This window comes from Halomonas sp. McD50-4 (assembly GCF_022348135.1).
Lineage (GTDB): Bacteria > Pseudomonadota > Gammaproteobacteria > Pseudomonadales > Halomonadaceae > Vreelandella > Vreelandella piezotolerans.
In genome coordinates this window covers 235,776-250,376 of record NZ_JAKRFG010000006.1, presented here as the reverse complement: position 1 = coordinate 250,376, position 14,601 = coordinate 235,776, and the positions used below count along the sequence as shown (strand labels likewise).

Here is a 14,601-nt window from a genome sequence, read left to right as displayed (position 1 = left end):
CGAAGTCGTCGATCAGTTTGAACAGGTCGCCCACCAGGCGATGCACGATCTGCTTGGCGCGGTCGTTGCCGCCTGCCTGGTCCAGGCCGGCCACGGCGTTGAGAAAGTCTTGAACCTCGGGCGTGTCGAAGATTTTTACGGTCATGAGATAGCTCGCTACATTATTATAGATGTTATGGCTCAGTACCTTGGCGCGCTCCGCCGAGCATTAGCTGTCGTCGTCACGTACGGACGAGGGGTGGCGGCAAAGCGGCTTGACGCTGATCTCCATGTAGGGGAACAGTGGCAGGTTACTGACCAGCTCTTGAAGCTCGGCATTGTCCTCCACGTCAAAGATACTGACGTTCGAGTAGCTACCGGCCACCCGCCACAGGTGGCGCCATTTGCCTTGGCGCTGCAGGTCCTGGGAGTACGCTTTTTCGGTTGCCTTGATATTCGCGGCCTGCTCGGCGGGCATATCGGTCGGCAATTTGACGGTCATCTCGACTTGAAACAGCATATCGATGGCTCTCCTTTTCGTTTCCGGTCTTTGCGTGTGGCGCGTTGGCTAGCGCGCGTAGTGCGCCAACTTATCTTCATCCAAGGTGATCCCCAGACCTGGCCCAGGCGGTAAGGCCACCCCAAATTCGCTGTAGTCGAGAGGCGACACCACGATATCGTCTTGCAGCAAGAGCGGGCCGAACATTTCCGTTCCCCAGGTCATGGTCGGTAGCGTTGCCCACGTATGCAGCGACGCGGCGGTACCGATCGTGCCTTCCAGCAAGGTGCCGCCATACAGGCCGATGCCGGCCGCCTGGGCGACATGCGCGAGCTCCAGTGCGCCGTAAATCCCGCCCGACTTGGCGAGTTTCAGTGCAAAGGCTCCGCTGAAGCCGCCGCATACCAAATCAAGGCCGTCGCGCGCATCCTGGACGGCCTCATCGGCGAGCATGGGCACATTGAAGCGGTTCGCCAAACGCACCAATCCCGCATGCTCGCGCGCGCCGATGGGCTGCTCGATCAACTCGATGCCCGCCTCTTGTAACGCCTGAATACCGCGAACGGCGGTGGATTCGTCCCACGCTTGATTGACATCGACGCGCACGCTCGCCCGGTCTCCCAAGGCCTCCTTGATGGCCGCTACGTGGCGGACGTCCTGGCCCACGGGATTGGCACCGATTTTCAATTTGAAGTCGCAGTGCCGACGCTGCTCTAAACGCAGCATGGCTTCATCGATATCTTTCGCGGTATCGCCACTCGCGAGCGTCCATAGCACGGGGATATGATCCTGACGCACGCCTCCCAGCAGCTCGGCCACGCTCAGCCCCAGGCGTTTGCCTTGGGCATCGAGCAGCGCCATTTCCAGTGCGGATTTAGCGATCATGTTGCCGCGAGCGTGCCGATTGAGCAGCGCGCGGGCGTGGTGAACGTTATGGGAAGGCTGACCAATCAGTAGAGGTGCCAAGTACGTATCGATGTTGCGCTTGATGCTCTCGGGACTCTCCGGGCCATAGGCTAGACCGCCGATGGTCGTGCCTTCGCCCAGCCCCTCGATACCGTCTGAGTGATGCATGCGAATGATCACCATGGTCTGGCAGGCCATGGTGGTCATCGAGAGTTTGTGAGGACGGATGGTCGGTAAATCGACCAGCAGCGTCTCTATTCGTTGGATAACAGTTGACATGGCAGCTCCGGCATCAGGCAATCGTTTCGCTATCGAGCAGTTTGCGTGCCCGTGCAAGCCGGAACCAATATTGTTTAAGTGCGCGTCCATACCAAGGAGGTATCACAAGCGCATGACGGGCTCGGCTATTCAGCCTCTTTTTTCCCATAACCCCGAGCGCGAGAGCCGCTGCACGAGACGTGCCCTCGCCAGGGGCGCTCAGCGCCGAATAAAGCGCGTATCGATACGCAGCCGCGTGTTAAAGAGCCACGCAATCACTTCGCCGTGATAGAGCGCGCCATAAGACAAAAGAATGATCCAAGCGTGTTGCTCGACGCGCACTCGCCTCAAGCGGTATTTCTAGAGACGGTCTCGAGATACGGTTTCGAGATACTTCCGAGCCGCAATGACATCGTCGTGTGGATCGTGATTCCACAGCCAATCGAAGCGGTGTTCCAGGTCGTGGATGAGCTTAGTCTCATCGCCCCCAATGCCTTTTCCCGAATATTCATAGACATCGCCAGCGTCGTGGGAGGTGCGCTGCGCTCGACACGTGCGTGCATGGCGCACGTGCTCGAAAGCGGCCAACACATCGCTCACGGGGCGGTGATCGCAGCGGACGTCTGTCAGTAGCGTCGCCAGCACGTAGGCATCTTCGAGCGCCTGTCCGGCCCCCGCCCCTTGGTGGGGCACGAGCGCATGGGCGGCATCGCCGACCACCATGACCCGCTCGCGCCGATAGAAGGGAAGCTCGGGCAACTCATGCAGCGCCCAGCGCGTTGGTTCGGCGATGGATGCGAGAATGGCCTGGCAAGCCGGGCTCCAGCCGTCGAAGACCTGTAACATTTCCTGCTGGCTGACGGCCTGAACCCACTCCTCCCCGTCGAGTAGTCGCGGGTGAGGAACCGAGCGGTCCGTGATGAAGGCTACGACGTTGACGAGCTGTGACTGTTTGACCGGAAACGTCAAAATATGGCGATCTTTACCGAGATACATTTGCGGCACCCATGCCAAACGTTTCTCGCTGCCGTTAGCCTCGAGCGCTGTCTCTAAGGTGTGGGTGGGGATCATGCCACGATACGCGTAAGTACCGCTCCAGAAGGGCGCAATATCGCCAAACTGGTCGGGCGGTAATACATGGGAGCGAACCGCCGATTTGATGCCGTCAAAGCCGATGATGACATCCCCCGTAAAGTGCGTGCCATCATCGAAGTGGGCAGTGGCGCTAGCGGCGTCTTGCGTCACCGCGACACAGCGTTTGCCGAAATGCGCGATGCCTTTCGGCAGATGGGCCACGATCGCATCCAGGAAGTCGGCACGGTGTACCGAGGATTGTCCAACGTCCGGCGCTAGGCTGGCCGTCAAGTAGGTATCATCACTGCCTCGGCGCCACTCGAACCACACATCTTCGAAGGGGGCTGGTGAGGCGTCGGCAATACGTTGATAGGCCGCTTCCAACCCCAACAGCTGAATGGCTCGTACCGCATTGGGGCCAAAGGAGACCCCAGCGCCGATTTCGGAGAACTGGGGAGCGGCTTCGAATAGCTGGACATCAAGGCCGCTATCTCGCGACAGCGCAACGGCAAAGGCGACGCCACCGATCCCGCCCCCCACAATGCCAATGGAGAGACGTTTTGGCTGGGTATGTTTGACGTGCATGCTTCACTCCCTTTCACAGTGTATCGTTATCATGTCGAGCCTCACGCTCTACTGATAACGCTATTAGGAGGAGGCAACGGTCACCACACAGCCCTCTTCATGTAAACTATAAACGGCGCTAATAACTATATGAAACAAAGAGTTGAGCTAGCACTCCGCGACAGAAGTAGACAATCGTCGCATGCCCGTCAGAGGCCATTGTGATGATCAAGCTTGCCGATATCGATCTCAACTTGCTGGTGGTGTTCGATCTGCTCTACCAAGAGCAAAACACACAGCGTGTCGCGCTACGCCTGGGCATTACCCAGCCTGCGGTCAGCCATGCCTTGAAGCGTTTACGTCTTCTATTGAACGACGAACTCTTCGAACGCACCTCGCAAGGGTTACAGCCCACGCCCCGCGCAAGCCAGCTTTATCCCGGGTTTGCCGACGCGTTAGGGAAAGTGAATGACACGCTGAACCTACACAACGATTTCAACCCAGCCCTTAGTAGCCGTACCTTTCACCTCAACATGACCGACATTGGGGAAATCGTTTTCCTGCCCCGTTTACTGCAGCATTTATCCCAGGTGGCTCCCAGCGTCTCGCTCCACACCGCTCGCAGCAGCCATCACGCGCTGAAGTATGAGATGGAAGAGGGGCAGATCGATCTAGCCGTTGGGCTGATACCGCAGCTGGGCGCTGGCTTTTATCAACAGCGGCTATTCGAGCAGCGCTATGTTTGCCTGATGCGTGACAACCACCCACTCGCCACGGGCGATTTTGGTCTCGAGGAGTTTCGTTCGGCCCATCATGCCGTCATCGTCGCGAGCGGTACCGGTCATGGCGTGGTAGAGGAGCAGCTCGCCAACGCGGGCATTCAGCGCCCGGTGAGATTGACGCTGCCGCATTTCGCTGCCATTCCCTACATCGTGGGCAGCAGCGATCTCGTTGTGACGGTTACGAATAAATTGGCCGAAGCGACTTGCGAACGATTTGGCCTCACCGTTCGCGAGCACCCGCTGGCCTTTCCAGACATTCCCATCAATCTTTTCTGGCATCGCCGTTTCCATCAAGACCCCGGCAACCGCTGGCTAAGGGGGGTTATATTTAGCATGTTTTCCGAGTAAGCCACCTAGAGCGGCATCTGCCTTAAAGAGGACGGTCTTGTTAAAACCCCTCTGTCGCCATTTGGATAAAATTATCGAGCACCGGCAATACATTACCAGCTCGCCACGCTAACCACAGTGGCATATCGCAGGCGGTTAGCTCATCCAGCTCAATAAAATGAATGCCGGGCATGGGGTGACTTCGGCTAGCGGCCGGTACGATTGCCAACCCTAATCCAGCCGCCACCATGCTAAGAATCGTAATATTATCAGCGCCATACTGCACTACACGAGGCTCAAAGTTGAACCGCGAAAAGTGCGCCACCACCCGATCGTAATAGACCGGTGAAATGCTGCGGTACCCCCAGACAAATTCAGCATCGGCAAGCTCTGCTAGTTTTTTAGGTGGCACTTGCACCCATGTCGAGGTAGTGGGGACGGCAAGTATCAGGTGGTCGTGCTGGAGTAAACGTGCTTCGATATCTGACTGTGCATGATCATCAAGATAAAGAATACCGACATCAAGGGTGCCCTGTTGCAGCCTATCCAACTGTGGGCCGGAAAGTAGCGGAAAGACATCCAGCGCCACATGAGGAAAGCGACCACGATAGCCGCCCATGAGCTTAGCTACTCCGGGAACCCATAAGTGCGTGACGGTGACTCCTAGACTGAGCTTGCCCGTTTGACCGCTACCAAGTGCCAGTAGTCGCGCTTTGATATCAGAGCGCTCGTCTAGCATCCGTGTGGCTTCACTATAAAGTGCTTGCCCCGCAACCGTCGGCCGAATCCCCCGAGCATGGCGATATAGAAGCTGGGTACCTACATCCTCTTCCAACAACCTCATCTGGCGAGTCAGCGCTGGCTGCGCAACATACACTTTCCGGCTAGCAGCGGAAATTGAGCCTGTTTCTACCACGGCAATAAAGTACTCCAACTGGCGAAATTCCATTGTTGTTATCTCCCCCCAATCAGTCACTTTTCTTCTTCAACTTACTACTTAACATACCCATATGATATGGCTAGCATCTAAAATCTATATTTTTGGTATCTCTATTCTTGTTTCATAGTGACGCAACAACTCATAACAAGACTCGCCATGGCGAGCAGGACTCTGCTATGAACAACAAGTACCACCTTGTAACGGGGTTGCATTTTGCGGTGTGCACCCTGGCGATGATCTGGCCCGGCGCACTGATCGCCAATCGTATCGAACCCACCGTGCTCGGACTGCCCTTTCTATTTTTCTGGTACATCCTATGGATGCTGATCCTATTTATCGGCATGTGGGTCGCCTTTGCCGTTCGCCACGGAGGTGGACGCCATGAATGATTCGATCATTGTTGTCGGCATCACTTTGACCTATCTCGCCTTGATTCTATGGGTGGGGCTTCGCGCTCGCGGTCAGGAAAACTCCAGCTTGGAAGGTTATGTCGCGGGCGGTCGCCACGTGGGCGTCGTGATCCTGTTCTTCATTCTTGGCGCTGAAATCTTCTCCGCTTTCGCCTTCCTGGGCGCTCCGGGCTGGAGCTATCAGCATGGCGCGCCAGCCTTCTATATTCTCGCCTACCTCTCCCTGGTTCCCATCACCATCTGGGCCATGGGGCCGCGTTTAGCCAAGCTAGGTCGCGAGCGAGGTTACCTCACCCAAGGCGATATGATTGCCGATTACTACCAAAGCAAATCGCTGGGCATGTTGGCGGGCGTGATTGGCGTGTTAGCACTGGTGCCCTACCTCACCATCCAGATTGCCGGTGCAGGCCTGCTGTTTCAGGCAGCAACGGATGGGGTGATCCCCTTCTGGCTGGGTGCGCTGCTGGCTTTCTTAGTGGTTGCTGCTTATGTCTTCTGTAGTGGCCTAAACGGCATCGGTTGGACCAACCTCATTCAGGGCATCATGATGATAGCCATCGCTTGGTTCCTGGGTCTTAGCATCTCCGAACGCCTCTACGGCGGCGTGGGCGACATGTTCAGCCAAATCCAACTGACGATGCCCGAGTACCTCACCATGCCAGGCGCAACGGGCATGAACTGGGGCTACTTCAGCACGGCGGTATTGGTCAGCGCGTTCGGCGGCGCCATGTGGCCGCATCTGTTTATGAAGTTCTACTCGGCTGATAGCGGCAAAACGCTGCGCAAAGTCAGCGTCTTTTACCCCCTCTACGCCTACCTACTGGTACCGCTGCTGTTTATTGGCTTTGCTGGCATCATAGTGTTTGCTGACACACCGTTAGAGCGCTCCGACACAGTGCTACTGCGCATGGTGATGGACGTGGCCAACTTCTCGCCCTGGGTTATCGGCTTAATGCTCTCTGGCGCGCTGGCCGCCGCTATGTCGACCGGCGCCAACTTAGCGCATACCGCGGCGGTGGTATTAGTCCGCGATGTGGTCGGCCCAACCATGATGAAAGACGCCAGCGAGAAGGCGGTCGTCAGCGCAACACGTTTGAGCGTACTCGGCCTGTCGCTGATTGCTTACCTGTTTGCACTGGCTAACCCCTCATCCCTGGTACTGCTGCTACTCGGCGCTTACGGGTTGATTGTCCAGCTATTCCCTATGGTGATCGGCGCGCTGTTCATGCCACAGCTGCGCCGCGCCAGCGTGATGGCGGGTGCTCTTTTCGGCAGCGTGGCCTACCTGTTGATGGAATTCGCCTGGAGCTCACCTTTTGGCTGGCACGCTGGCGTCTGGGCGATGCTGCTCAACGTCGCTGTCGTGGTGGTTTGGCAGTGGCTCACCAAGCCCACTGTTACCAACCCCACCCCTTCCCATACTTAAGAAGTGCCAGGAGAACAGCATGAGTATCCAGACAGATCACTTAGATTTAAAGAGTGCCATCGCCTCTCGACTAGAGGCAGCATTCGACGATATTCAGTCGCTCTACCACCAGTTACATCAAACGCCCGAGCTGCCCTTTCAGGAACATAAGACCAGCGCACGGCTCGCCGACGCTTTGGAAAGTTTTGGCTATGAGGTGAGCCGCAACGTTGGCGGTACGGGTGTCGTGGCATTGCTGCGCAACGGCAAGGGCCCTGCCGTCATGCTCCGCGGCGATATGGATGCCTTACCCATCAAGGAAGAAACGGGGCTAGATTTTGCCAGCTGTGAAATGGCCACCTCAGAAACGGGTAGTGAAGTGCCATTGATGCATGCCTGCGGACATGACCTACACAGCAGCTGCATCGTCGGCACCGCGGCCGTCATGGCAGGACTAAGGGAGCAATGGGTCGGCACCTTGATGCTGATTTGTCAGCCCGCCGAGGAGATATTTGGCGGGGCAAAAGCAATGCTTGATGACGGCCTCTATACGCGCTTCCCTCGCCCAGACATTATTCTTGGCCAGCACAATATGCCCGCTCTTGCAGGCACCGTTGGACACCGTCCGGGTAGCGCTATGGCCGCTTGTACCAATTTGGCCGTTACCATACACGGCAACGGGGGCCACGGCTCCATGCCCGCCCAAACGGTGGATCCCGTGGTCATTGCCGCCCATGTGGTCACCCGCCTGCAGACCGTCGTTGCTCGCGAGGTTCCGCCGGAGGAGACCGTGGTGGTCACGGTTGGCAAGCTTCACGCTGGCACCCAGGCCAACATCATTCCGCACTCGGCAGAGCTTGAGATCAATATCCGCAGCTTTGATGACGCATTACACAGCCAAGTGGTTGAGTCGATCGAGCGTATCGTTCGTGCGGAGTGCGATGCGGGAAGAGCGCCCAAGCCCCCGACCTTAAAGGTGCTCAATGAAACCATCGCCTTGAACAACGACGCGATAGCGGTTGAGCATGTACGTCGCGCCCACGCAGAGCATTTCGGTGACGCCAACCTTTATGACATGCCACGGCTTAACGGCAGCGAGGATTTTCCGTTTTTTGGGAATGCAAAAGCAGCCGGTTTTGGTGGCGAGGATATTCCATACGTGTACTGGTTTATTGGCTCCACCCCCGCAGAACGCTGGGCAAACACCCCAGGAACGAACGTCTCACAGAAAATGCGTCATCTAGAAATGCCTCATTCGCCCTACTACTTCCCAGGCAATGACGTAACACTGCGCACAGGTATCGAAGCCATGGTCGTAGGCGCAATGGCATATCTAACGTAGCAGCGTTAAAAACGAAACGGCAGTGCGAGGCCCTGCCGTTTCATTCCGTCGGTATGCCTTTGCCGCGCGTTTACGGCTGGGCCCAGGATGCGCGGCTGCTGTGCGCAGCCGTCTTATTGGTAATTTTCCATTTACCATCGATTTTGATCAGCGCAATCACGTCGACCCAAGAATCTTCAAGGTTGTCGCTATTATCGAATCCTAATAGCACGCTGGCGACCTCCCCGGCCTGGGTGATGGCAATGAAACGGCTCTTGACCTGCCGCTGGCTATTCGCCCATCGCTCAAAACGGTCGCTAATGAGATCGGTTGCCAAGGCACCCGCCGCGTCCAGCGCAAAAATCCACGCCTCTTGATGAAACGCCTCCTCCAGCTTCTGCCTACTGCCTCGAAAACCATCGACATATAGCTGCACGACTCGTTTAATCTCGTCGATGTCAGGTGCATCACCGACCATCGTGGTATCTACCATCTCGTCACTCCTGCTTATCAAGTGGTTGTTTCTTATCGTTATAACCCAAGCATCTCACGCGCTTGCTGCCAAGTAGCCACCGGGCGCTGATACTTTTCGCAAAGGGCTACGGTGCGCTCGACCAACACCGCGTTGGAGGGCGCCAAGGTGTCACTATCCAAGCGCACATTATCTTCGAGCCCCGTACGGGTATGGCCGCCAGCCGCAATCGACCACTCGTTGAGTAGGTACTGATGGGCACCAATGCCTGCACCGCACCACTGCGCATCCGGCGCCAGCCGCTTGAGCGTCTTGATGTAGAAATCGAAGGTGGGCTTGTCCGCTGGCATCGCATTCTTCACCCCCATGACAAACTGCACATAGAGCGGCGTCTTTAGTTTGCCCTGCTGAGAAAGGCTCACGGCCTGGTGAATATGCGACAGGTCGAACGCTTCGATTTCAGGCTTAACGTCGTACTTGAGCATCTCATCGGCCAGCCACTCCACCAGTTGGGGCGGATTCTCGTAGACACGGTTGGGAAAGTTATTGGAACCCACCGAGAGACTGGCCATGTCAGGTTTGAGCGGCAGCATGCCGCCGCGTGCTTCCCCAGCCCCCGAACGCCCACCAGTAGAGAGCTGAATAATCATTCCCGGGCAGTACTTCTTGAGCCCTTCCATGAGGCGACCAAACTTCTCAGGATCGGATGAGGGGGTTTGATCCTCATTGCGCACATGGCAGTGGGCAATAGTCGCCCCTGCTTCGAACGCCGCCTGAGTGCTCTCAACCTGCTCTTCGACCGTAATCGGTACGGCTGGGTTGTTCTCTTTGCGTGGCAGACTGCCGGTAATGGCGACACAGATAATGCAGGGCTGGGACATGGGAGCCTCTTTGTTCTTATTGCGAACATTAATTTGTATAACGAACACTTTAGGTCGTCTATCTGGCATCTTCAAATCAACAGGGCGACCAACGACATTGAGCATCACGGGTTAGAAAGAGACATCGAAGACCAACGGTACGATGGTGTAGAGCGCCACCATGATCACCAGAAAGCCGATGACATTGAGCCAGATTCCTGCTCTAATCATGCTTTGGATAGGCAGATCTCCCGTGGCGAACGCCACGGCATTGGAAGGCGTTGCGACCGGCAGCATAAAGGCACAGCTCACGGCAAAAGCGGCGATGTAAATTCCAGCGCTGCGTTGCCAAGCCCAGCAGTACGCCACCCAAGACGAGAAAGACGATGCTATGGGCATAGGGCGCAGCGGTCACACCGACCGACGCAATATCGAAAAAGGGGAACAATACGAGCGGAAGCAGCGATGTCGCCGGAATGGGAATCGCCTCTGTCATCCACCAGGTGGCCATCAGCATTGCAATGCCAGCGACGAGACGCGCATTGAAGGCCAGCGTTTCGGGCAAAAGGAAGAAAACTCCCAAACTTACTAGAACGCCCAGAACAAGAGACATCGGCTTGAAAGCCGAGGCTTCAATAGAGGGCGCTGGCTCAACGGCCCCAGTGGAGTGCGACATGGCAATGACCTGCATCGGAATAGAAATAACGTGCAAATCAGTGTCACGACGGACGCGCAATGCCGCCAATACCTCTCAGGTTGATGTGCATACCCGGACAAACCGCACCGCCCAAGCACACACCCTCCCTACACAACAGAAACGATGAATCGAGCTTCCAGGGGCTATCCACTCCCCATCTTTTTGGGAGAAGACTACCAACACCTCGTCTCCTTGCTCATCCGTGCGACGTATGGCTTACGACTAATGGATTTCACGATTAGTCTTTATTGCCGAGCAAGGGCCATTGACGTATCAACGCGCTCCTTTTTGGTACAGGTTGAGGAAATAAAGGCCCAACTGAGTGGTAAAAAGTCCTAACGAGGCACCAGGAATTGAGTACAAAGAGCACACAACGTGCTACGCTCTACCTATGAAAACGATCACATGGAACCCAGAGAAGAACAAACTTCTCCGAGTGGAAAGAGATATCTCGTTTGAGGATGTGGTTTTTCACATCTCGATCGGAGGTATCCTAGATACGTTTGAGCATCCGAATCAGGAGCGGTATCCGGGTCAACAAATCCATGTGATTGAGATAGAGGAGTATGCATACCTCGTACCCTTCGTGGAGTCAGAGGATGAGGTTTTTCTGAAAACGATCATCCCGAGCCGGAAGGCGACCAAAACCTATTTGGGAGGTCCGAAATGAGCAGGTTGGATAAAGAAGAGCTGGAAATCCTGGATGCTTTTGAAGCAGATGAAATGCAGCGCGCACCAGATGTAAAGGATAGGAAAGCGCGGCATCAACAGTACGCCGACGCTATGTTCAAAAAAGATGCCCGTATCAACATCAGGCTTTCTTCCAAGGATCTCAGGGGGCTCCAGAAGAAGGCGCTGGCCGAAGGTATTCCCTATCAAACACTGGTTGCCAGTATCCTTCACAAGTATGTGGAAGGTCGCTTACATGAGGATCGGTAGCTAATACACTGTTGCGGCGCCTATGACGTAGCGCCTTAGGTTTCATTACATGGGGCACATGCTACAAGGGCTGCATGGGATTATCTAAATAATCGCTCATAAGCGAAGCCAGCCAAACAAAAATGGCCTGCGAGAAATCGCAGGCCATTTTTTCAATTTGGCGCGCCCGGCAGGAATTGAACCTGCGACCTTCGGCTTCGGAGGCCGACACTCTATCCAACTGAGCTACGGGCGCTTTGGGTGCGTATCGTACCCGTGTGGGCGGGCCGTGTCTAGCGGCGGGGCGGTTTTAGGCCGCCTTGTGATTGACCGTTTTCCCTGCGGTGGTGCATGCTCTTGGGGCACTTTTGCACCTCTAACCCCCTTTGGTCATATTGGGAACATAATAAATGAAAACATTTGCACGTAGTACGCTGGCACTGGGCATCTCACTGGCGCTGGTCAGCGCCGCGAACGCCAACGATTTTGCGGATATGGACCCGGTCACGCTGCGCTTGGCCCACGTGGTCAACGAACAGGATGGCTTCCATATCGCGGCCACCAAGTTCGAAGAGCTGGTGGAAGAGCGCACCGATGGCAAGGTGAACATCGAGATCTTCCCCAACGCCTCGCTGGGCGATGAGCGCACGCTGCTGGAAGGCATGCAGATCGGCACCGTGGACATGGGCGTGATCACCAACGGGCCGGTGGCCAACTTTGTCGAAGAGATGGCGGTCTTCGAACTGCCGTTCCTGTTCCCCTCCCCGGAAGCCGCCTATAGCGTGCTGGATGGTCCCATCGGCCAGGAGCTGTTGGATAAGCTGGCGGACGTAAACCTGAAAGGCTTGGCTTACGCCGAACGCGGTTTCCGTAACCTGACCAACAGCGAACGCGCCGTTAACTCGCCGGAAGACCTGGACGGCCTGCGCATCCGCGTGATGGAAAACCCGGTCTACACCGATACCTTCCGCGAGCTGGGGGCCAATGCGATCCCCATGGCCTGGACCGAAGCGCTCACCGCCATGCAGCAGGGCACCATCGACGGCCAGGAGAACCCGGTGAACGTGATCCACTCGTTCAACCTGGATGAAACCCAGAACTACATGACGCTCTCGCGCCACACCTACGCACCGGCGATCTTCGTGATGGGCATGCCCGCCTGGAACCAGCTCCCCGAGGCTGCCCAAGCAGTATTGGAAGAAGCCGCCCAGGAAGCTGCCGAGCACGAGCGCCAGGTGAACGCAGCGATGGAAGCGGAGCAGTTGCAGGCGCTGCGCGACGCGGGTATGGAGATCAACGACACCCCGGACATGGAAGCCTTCCAATCCGCCGTTGCGCCGGTGTACGAGAAGTACGGTGAGCAGTTCGGTGACTACCTGCCGCGTATTCAGGAGGCGCTGCAACAGTGATGTCGTTTGCACAGCCTCTGTTGACGCTGCTGCAACGCATTGAACGCGGGCTGGATGCCATCATCCAGCCCGTGGTGTTTGCAGGCATGGCGGCGTTGATCGGTGTGATCACGCTACAGATCGTTTCGCGGGTGCTGTTCAGCGCCGTGGGTTGGACCGAAGAGGTCGCGCGGTTTCTGCTGGTGTGGATCACCTTTCTCGCGGGCACGCTGGCGTTTCAGCGCGGGCGACATATCGCGGTCAGTTTCGCGGTGGATGCCTTGCCCCTCCCGATGCGCAAGCTGGCCAGGCTGACGGCGCTGGCGATTGTGGTGGCGTTCATGATCACGCTGGTCGTCATCGGCTACCGCTATATGCAGGTGCAGAGCTTCCAGAAATCCGCTTCGCTACGGCTCTCGATGACCTATGTCTACGCCGTGATGCCGGTCTGCGCGGCGATCATGGCGTGGTATGCGCTGGTCGATATAGTCGAGCTACTGGTGAACGGCGAGCTGCCCCCGTCCCAGGAGGCGTCGTTATGACCCTGCTGCTGTTCGGGCTGTTCTTTCTGTTCATGCTGCTAGGCGTGCCGATTGCCTTTGCGATTGGGGCCAGTACACTCTACGCGCTGTATCAATCCGGCGTGCCGCTGATGGTGGTCACCCAGCAGATGTTCCAGGGCATCAACTCCTTTGCTCTGGTGGCCATTCCGATGTTCATTCTGGCCGGGGATTTAATGGCCCAGGGCAAGGTTAGCGAGCGCCTGGTGAGCTTTGCCGATTCGCTGGTGGGCTTCATGCGCGGCGGCTTGTCGGTGGTGTCCGTCATGGCGGGCATGTTCTTCGCGGCCATTTCTGGCTCCGGCGCGGCCACCACGGCGGCGGTGGGCTCAAGCCTGGTGCCGGAGCTCAAGCGCAAAGGCTACGACCCCGCCTCGGCGGCCAGCCTGATTGCCGCCAGCGGTACCATTGGCGTGGTGATTCCCCCGTCGGTGCCGATGATCATCTACGCGGTCATCGCCCAGCAGTCGGTTTCCGAACTGTTCTTGAACGGCTTTTTGCCGGGGCTGGCGATGGGCGTGGCCCTCATGGCCATCGCCATTACCCAGGCGTACAAACGCCAGTACCCGAAAGGAACCCCGCTGTCGCTGGCCACCATGTGGCGCACGTTCAAGGCCGCGAGTTGGGGCTTGATGACCCCGGTGATCATTCTAGGGGGCATCTTTTCGGGAATTTTCACGCCGTCGGAAGCCGCCGTGGTGGCGGTGAACTACGCCCTGCTGGTGTCGCTCTTCGTGTATCGCGACTTGACCCTGCCCCAGGTGTACAAGCTGTTGATTCGCTCGGCGATGACCACGGCGGTGATCATGCTGGTGATCGCCATGTCGGCGGTGCTGAGCTGGACGCTCTCTAGCTGGCAGGTGCCCGGCGCGATTGCCCAGGCAGTGCTGTCGCTCTCCACCAACCCTTACGTGATCATGCTACTGATCGTGGGAATCATTCTGCTCACTGGGGTATTCATCGAAACGGCCAGCGCTTTGATCATCCTCACCCCGGTACTGCTGCCGCTGGTGCTGCAGCTGGGCATCGACCCGATCCACTTCGGGCTGATCATCGTGGTGGGGCTATCGATTGGCATGATAACCCCGCCCGTGGCGATCAACCTCTACGTGGCGTCGTCCGTGACCCAACTGCCGCTGGAGCGGATCACCCGCGCCATCATCCCTTATCTGCTAGGGCTGATTGGCGTGCTGCTGCTGGTGGTCTACGTGCCCATCCTGCTGGGCTGGTCGGGAAGCTGA

Annotated in this window: 15 protein-coding genes and 1 tRNA gene; 8 read left to right on the top strand and 8 right to left on the bottom strand. The window is 57.1% G+C overall.

Translation table 11 applies throughout. The features are described from left to right. Window positions 1–208 precede the first annotated feature (208 nt). The 3 genes from catC to salA form a co-directional block, all read right to left on the bottom strand. Window positions 209–499 carry a muconolactone Delta-isomerase gene (gene catC, locus MHM85_RS10055; RefSeq protein WP_189463586.1) on the bottom strand — a complete coding sequence of 97 codons (291 nt, stop codon included), beginning with the start codon at window positions 497–499 and terminating at the stop codon, window positions 209–211. Between the two features lie 48 nt (window positions 500–547). Further along, the gene (locus MHM85_RS10050) at window positions 548–1,663 is read right to left on the bottom strand and encodes a muconate/chloromuconate family cycloisomerase (protein ID WP_044630237.1); all 1,116 of its coding nucleotides are present in this window, start codon (window positions 1,661–1,663) and stop codon (window positions 548–550) included. 339 nt (window positions 1,664–2,002) lie between these two features. Next, window positions 2,003–3,301 carry a salicylate 1-monooxygenase gene (gene salA, locus MHM85_RS10045; RefSeq protein WP_239285816.1) on the bottom strand — a complete coding sequence of 433 codons (1,299 nt, stop codon included), beginning with the start codon at window positions 3,299–3,301 and terminating at the stop codon, window positions 2,003–2,005. Window positions 3,302–3,504: 203 nt separating this feature from the next. Between salA and MHM85_RS10040 the strand changes: the two genes are divergently transcribed. Then, the gene (locus MHM85_RS10040; protein ID WP_219862161.1) at window positions 3,505–4,410 is read left to right on the top strand and encodes a LysR family transcriptional regulator; all 906 of its coding nucleotides are present in this window, start codon (window positions 3,505–3,507) and stop codon (window positions 4,408–4,410) included. Window positions 4,411–4,450: 40 nt separating this feature from the next. Here MHM85_RS10040 and MHM85_RS10035 read toward each other — a convergent pair whose 3' ends face one another. Next, complete coding sequence (locus MHM85_RS10035) at window positions 4,451–5,338, bottom strand: LysR family transcriptional regulator (protein ID WP_139525929.1); 888 nt, start codon at window positions 5,336–5,338, stop codon at window positions 4,451–4,453. A 167-nt stretch (window positions 5,339–5,505) separates the two neighbouring features. Between MHM85_RS10035 and MHM85_RS10030 the strand changes: the two genes are divergently transcribed. From MHM85_RS10030 to MHM85_RS10020, 3 genes are read left to right on the top strand one after another with little or no spacing between them, the layout of a single operon-like run. Continuing rightward, window positions 5,506–5,718 (top strand): DUF3311 domain-containing protein, encoded by a 213-nt coding sequence (locus tag MHM85_RS10030; protein ID WP_139525930.1) that lies wholly within the window; start codon window positions 5,506–5,508, stop codon window positions 5,716–5,718. After that, window positions 5,711–7,165 (top strand): sodium:solute symporter family protein, encoded by a 1,455-nt coding sequence (locus MHM85_RS10025; protein ID WP_239285814.1) that lies wholly within the window; start codon window positions 5,711–5,713, stop codon window positions 7,163–7,165. Before MHM85_RS10030 ends, MHM85_RS10025 begins: the two co-directional genes overlap by 8 nt. A 19-nt stretch (window positions 7,166–7,184) precedes the next feature. After that, window positions 7,185–8,486, top strand: coding sequence for an amidohydrolase (locus tag MHM85_RS10020; RefSeq protein ID WP_239285812.1), 1,302 nt, complete (start codon window positions 7,185–7,187; stop codon window positions 8,484–8,486). 70 nt (window positions 8,487–8,556) lie between these two features. Here the strand turns inward: MHM85_RS10020 and MHM85_RS10015 are convergent, their stop codons facing one another. The 3 genes from MHM85_RS10015 to MHM85_RS10005 all read right to left on the bottom strand — a co-directional run bounded on the left by MHM85_RS10015 (window position 8,557) and on the right by MHM85_RS10005 (window position 10,473). Beyond that, window positions 8,557–8,958 carry a nuclear transport factor 2 family protein gene (locus MHM85_RS10015; RefSeq protein ID WP_139525933.1) on the bottom strand — a complete coding sequence of 134 codons (402 nt, stop codon included), beginning with the start codon at window positions 8,956–8,958 and terminating at the stop codon, window positions 8,557–8,559. A 38-nt stretch (window positions 8,959–8,996) separates the two neighbouring features. Next, window positions 8,997–9,818, bottom strand: coding sequence for a 3-keto-5-aminohexanoate cleavage protein (locus MHM85_RS10010; protein WP_219862165.1), 822 nt, complete (start codon window positions 9,816–9,818; stop codon window positions 8,997–8,999). Between the two features lie 202 nt (window positions 9,819–10,020). Further along, window positions 10,021–10,473, bottom strand: a complete 453-nt coding sequence (locus MHM85_RS10005) for an anion permease (protein WP_219862168.1) — start codon at window positions 10,471–10,473, stop codon at window positions 10,021–10,023. Between the two features lie 687 nt (window positions 10,474–11,160). Here MHM85_RS10005 and MHM85_RS10000 point away from each other — a divergent pair. Next, window positions 11,161–11,433: an antitoxin gene (locus MHM85_RS10000; RefSeq protein WP_044630232.1), complete on the top strand. Its 273-nt coding sequence runs from the start codon at window positions 11,161–11,163 to the stop codon at window positions 11,431–11,433. A 158-nt stretch (window positions 11,434–11,591) separates the two neighbouring features. Here MHM85_RS10000 and MHM85_RS09995 read toward each other — a convergent pair. Beyond that, window positions 11,592–11,668 (bottom strand) — tRNA-Arg (locus tag MHM85_RS09995). A 154-nt stretch (window positions 11,669–11,822) separates the two neighbouring features. Between MHM85_RS09995 and MHM85_RS09990 the strand changes: the two genes are divergently transcribed. Genes MHM85_RS09990 through MHM85_RS09980 form a run of 3 tightly spaced genes read left to right on the top strand, consistent with a single transcriptional unit; the run spans window position 11,823 to window position 14,601 of the window. Continuing rightward, window positions 11,823–12,821, top strand: coding sequence for a TRAP transporter substrate-binding protein (locus MHM85_RS09990; protein ID WP_219862170.1), 999 nt, complete (start codon window positions 11,823–11,825; stop codon window positions 12,819–12,821). Continuing rightward, window positions 12,821–13,342 (top strand): TRAP transporter small permease, encoded by a 522-nt coding sequence (locus tag MHM85_RS09985; RefSeq protein ID WP_219863962.1) that lies wholly within the window; start codon window positions 12,821–12,823, stop codon window positions 13,340–13,342. Before MHM85_RS09990 ends, MHM85_RS09985 begins: the two co-directional genes overlap by 1 nt. After that, window positions 13,339–14,601: a TRAP transporter large permease gene (locus tag MHM85_RS09980; RefSeq protein WP_153843747.1), complete on the top strand. Its 1,263-nt coding sequence runs from the start codon at window positions 13,339–13,341 to the stop codon at window positions 14,599–14,601. The genes MHM85_RS09985 and MHM85_RS09980 overlap by 4 nt, the downstream gene beginning before the upstream one ends.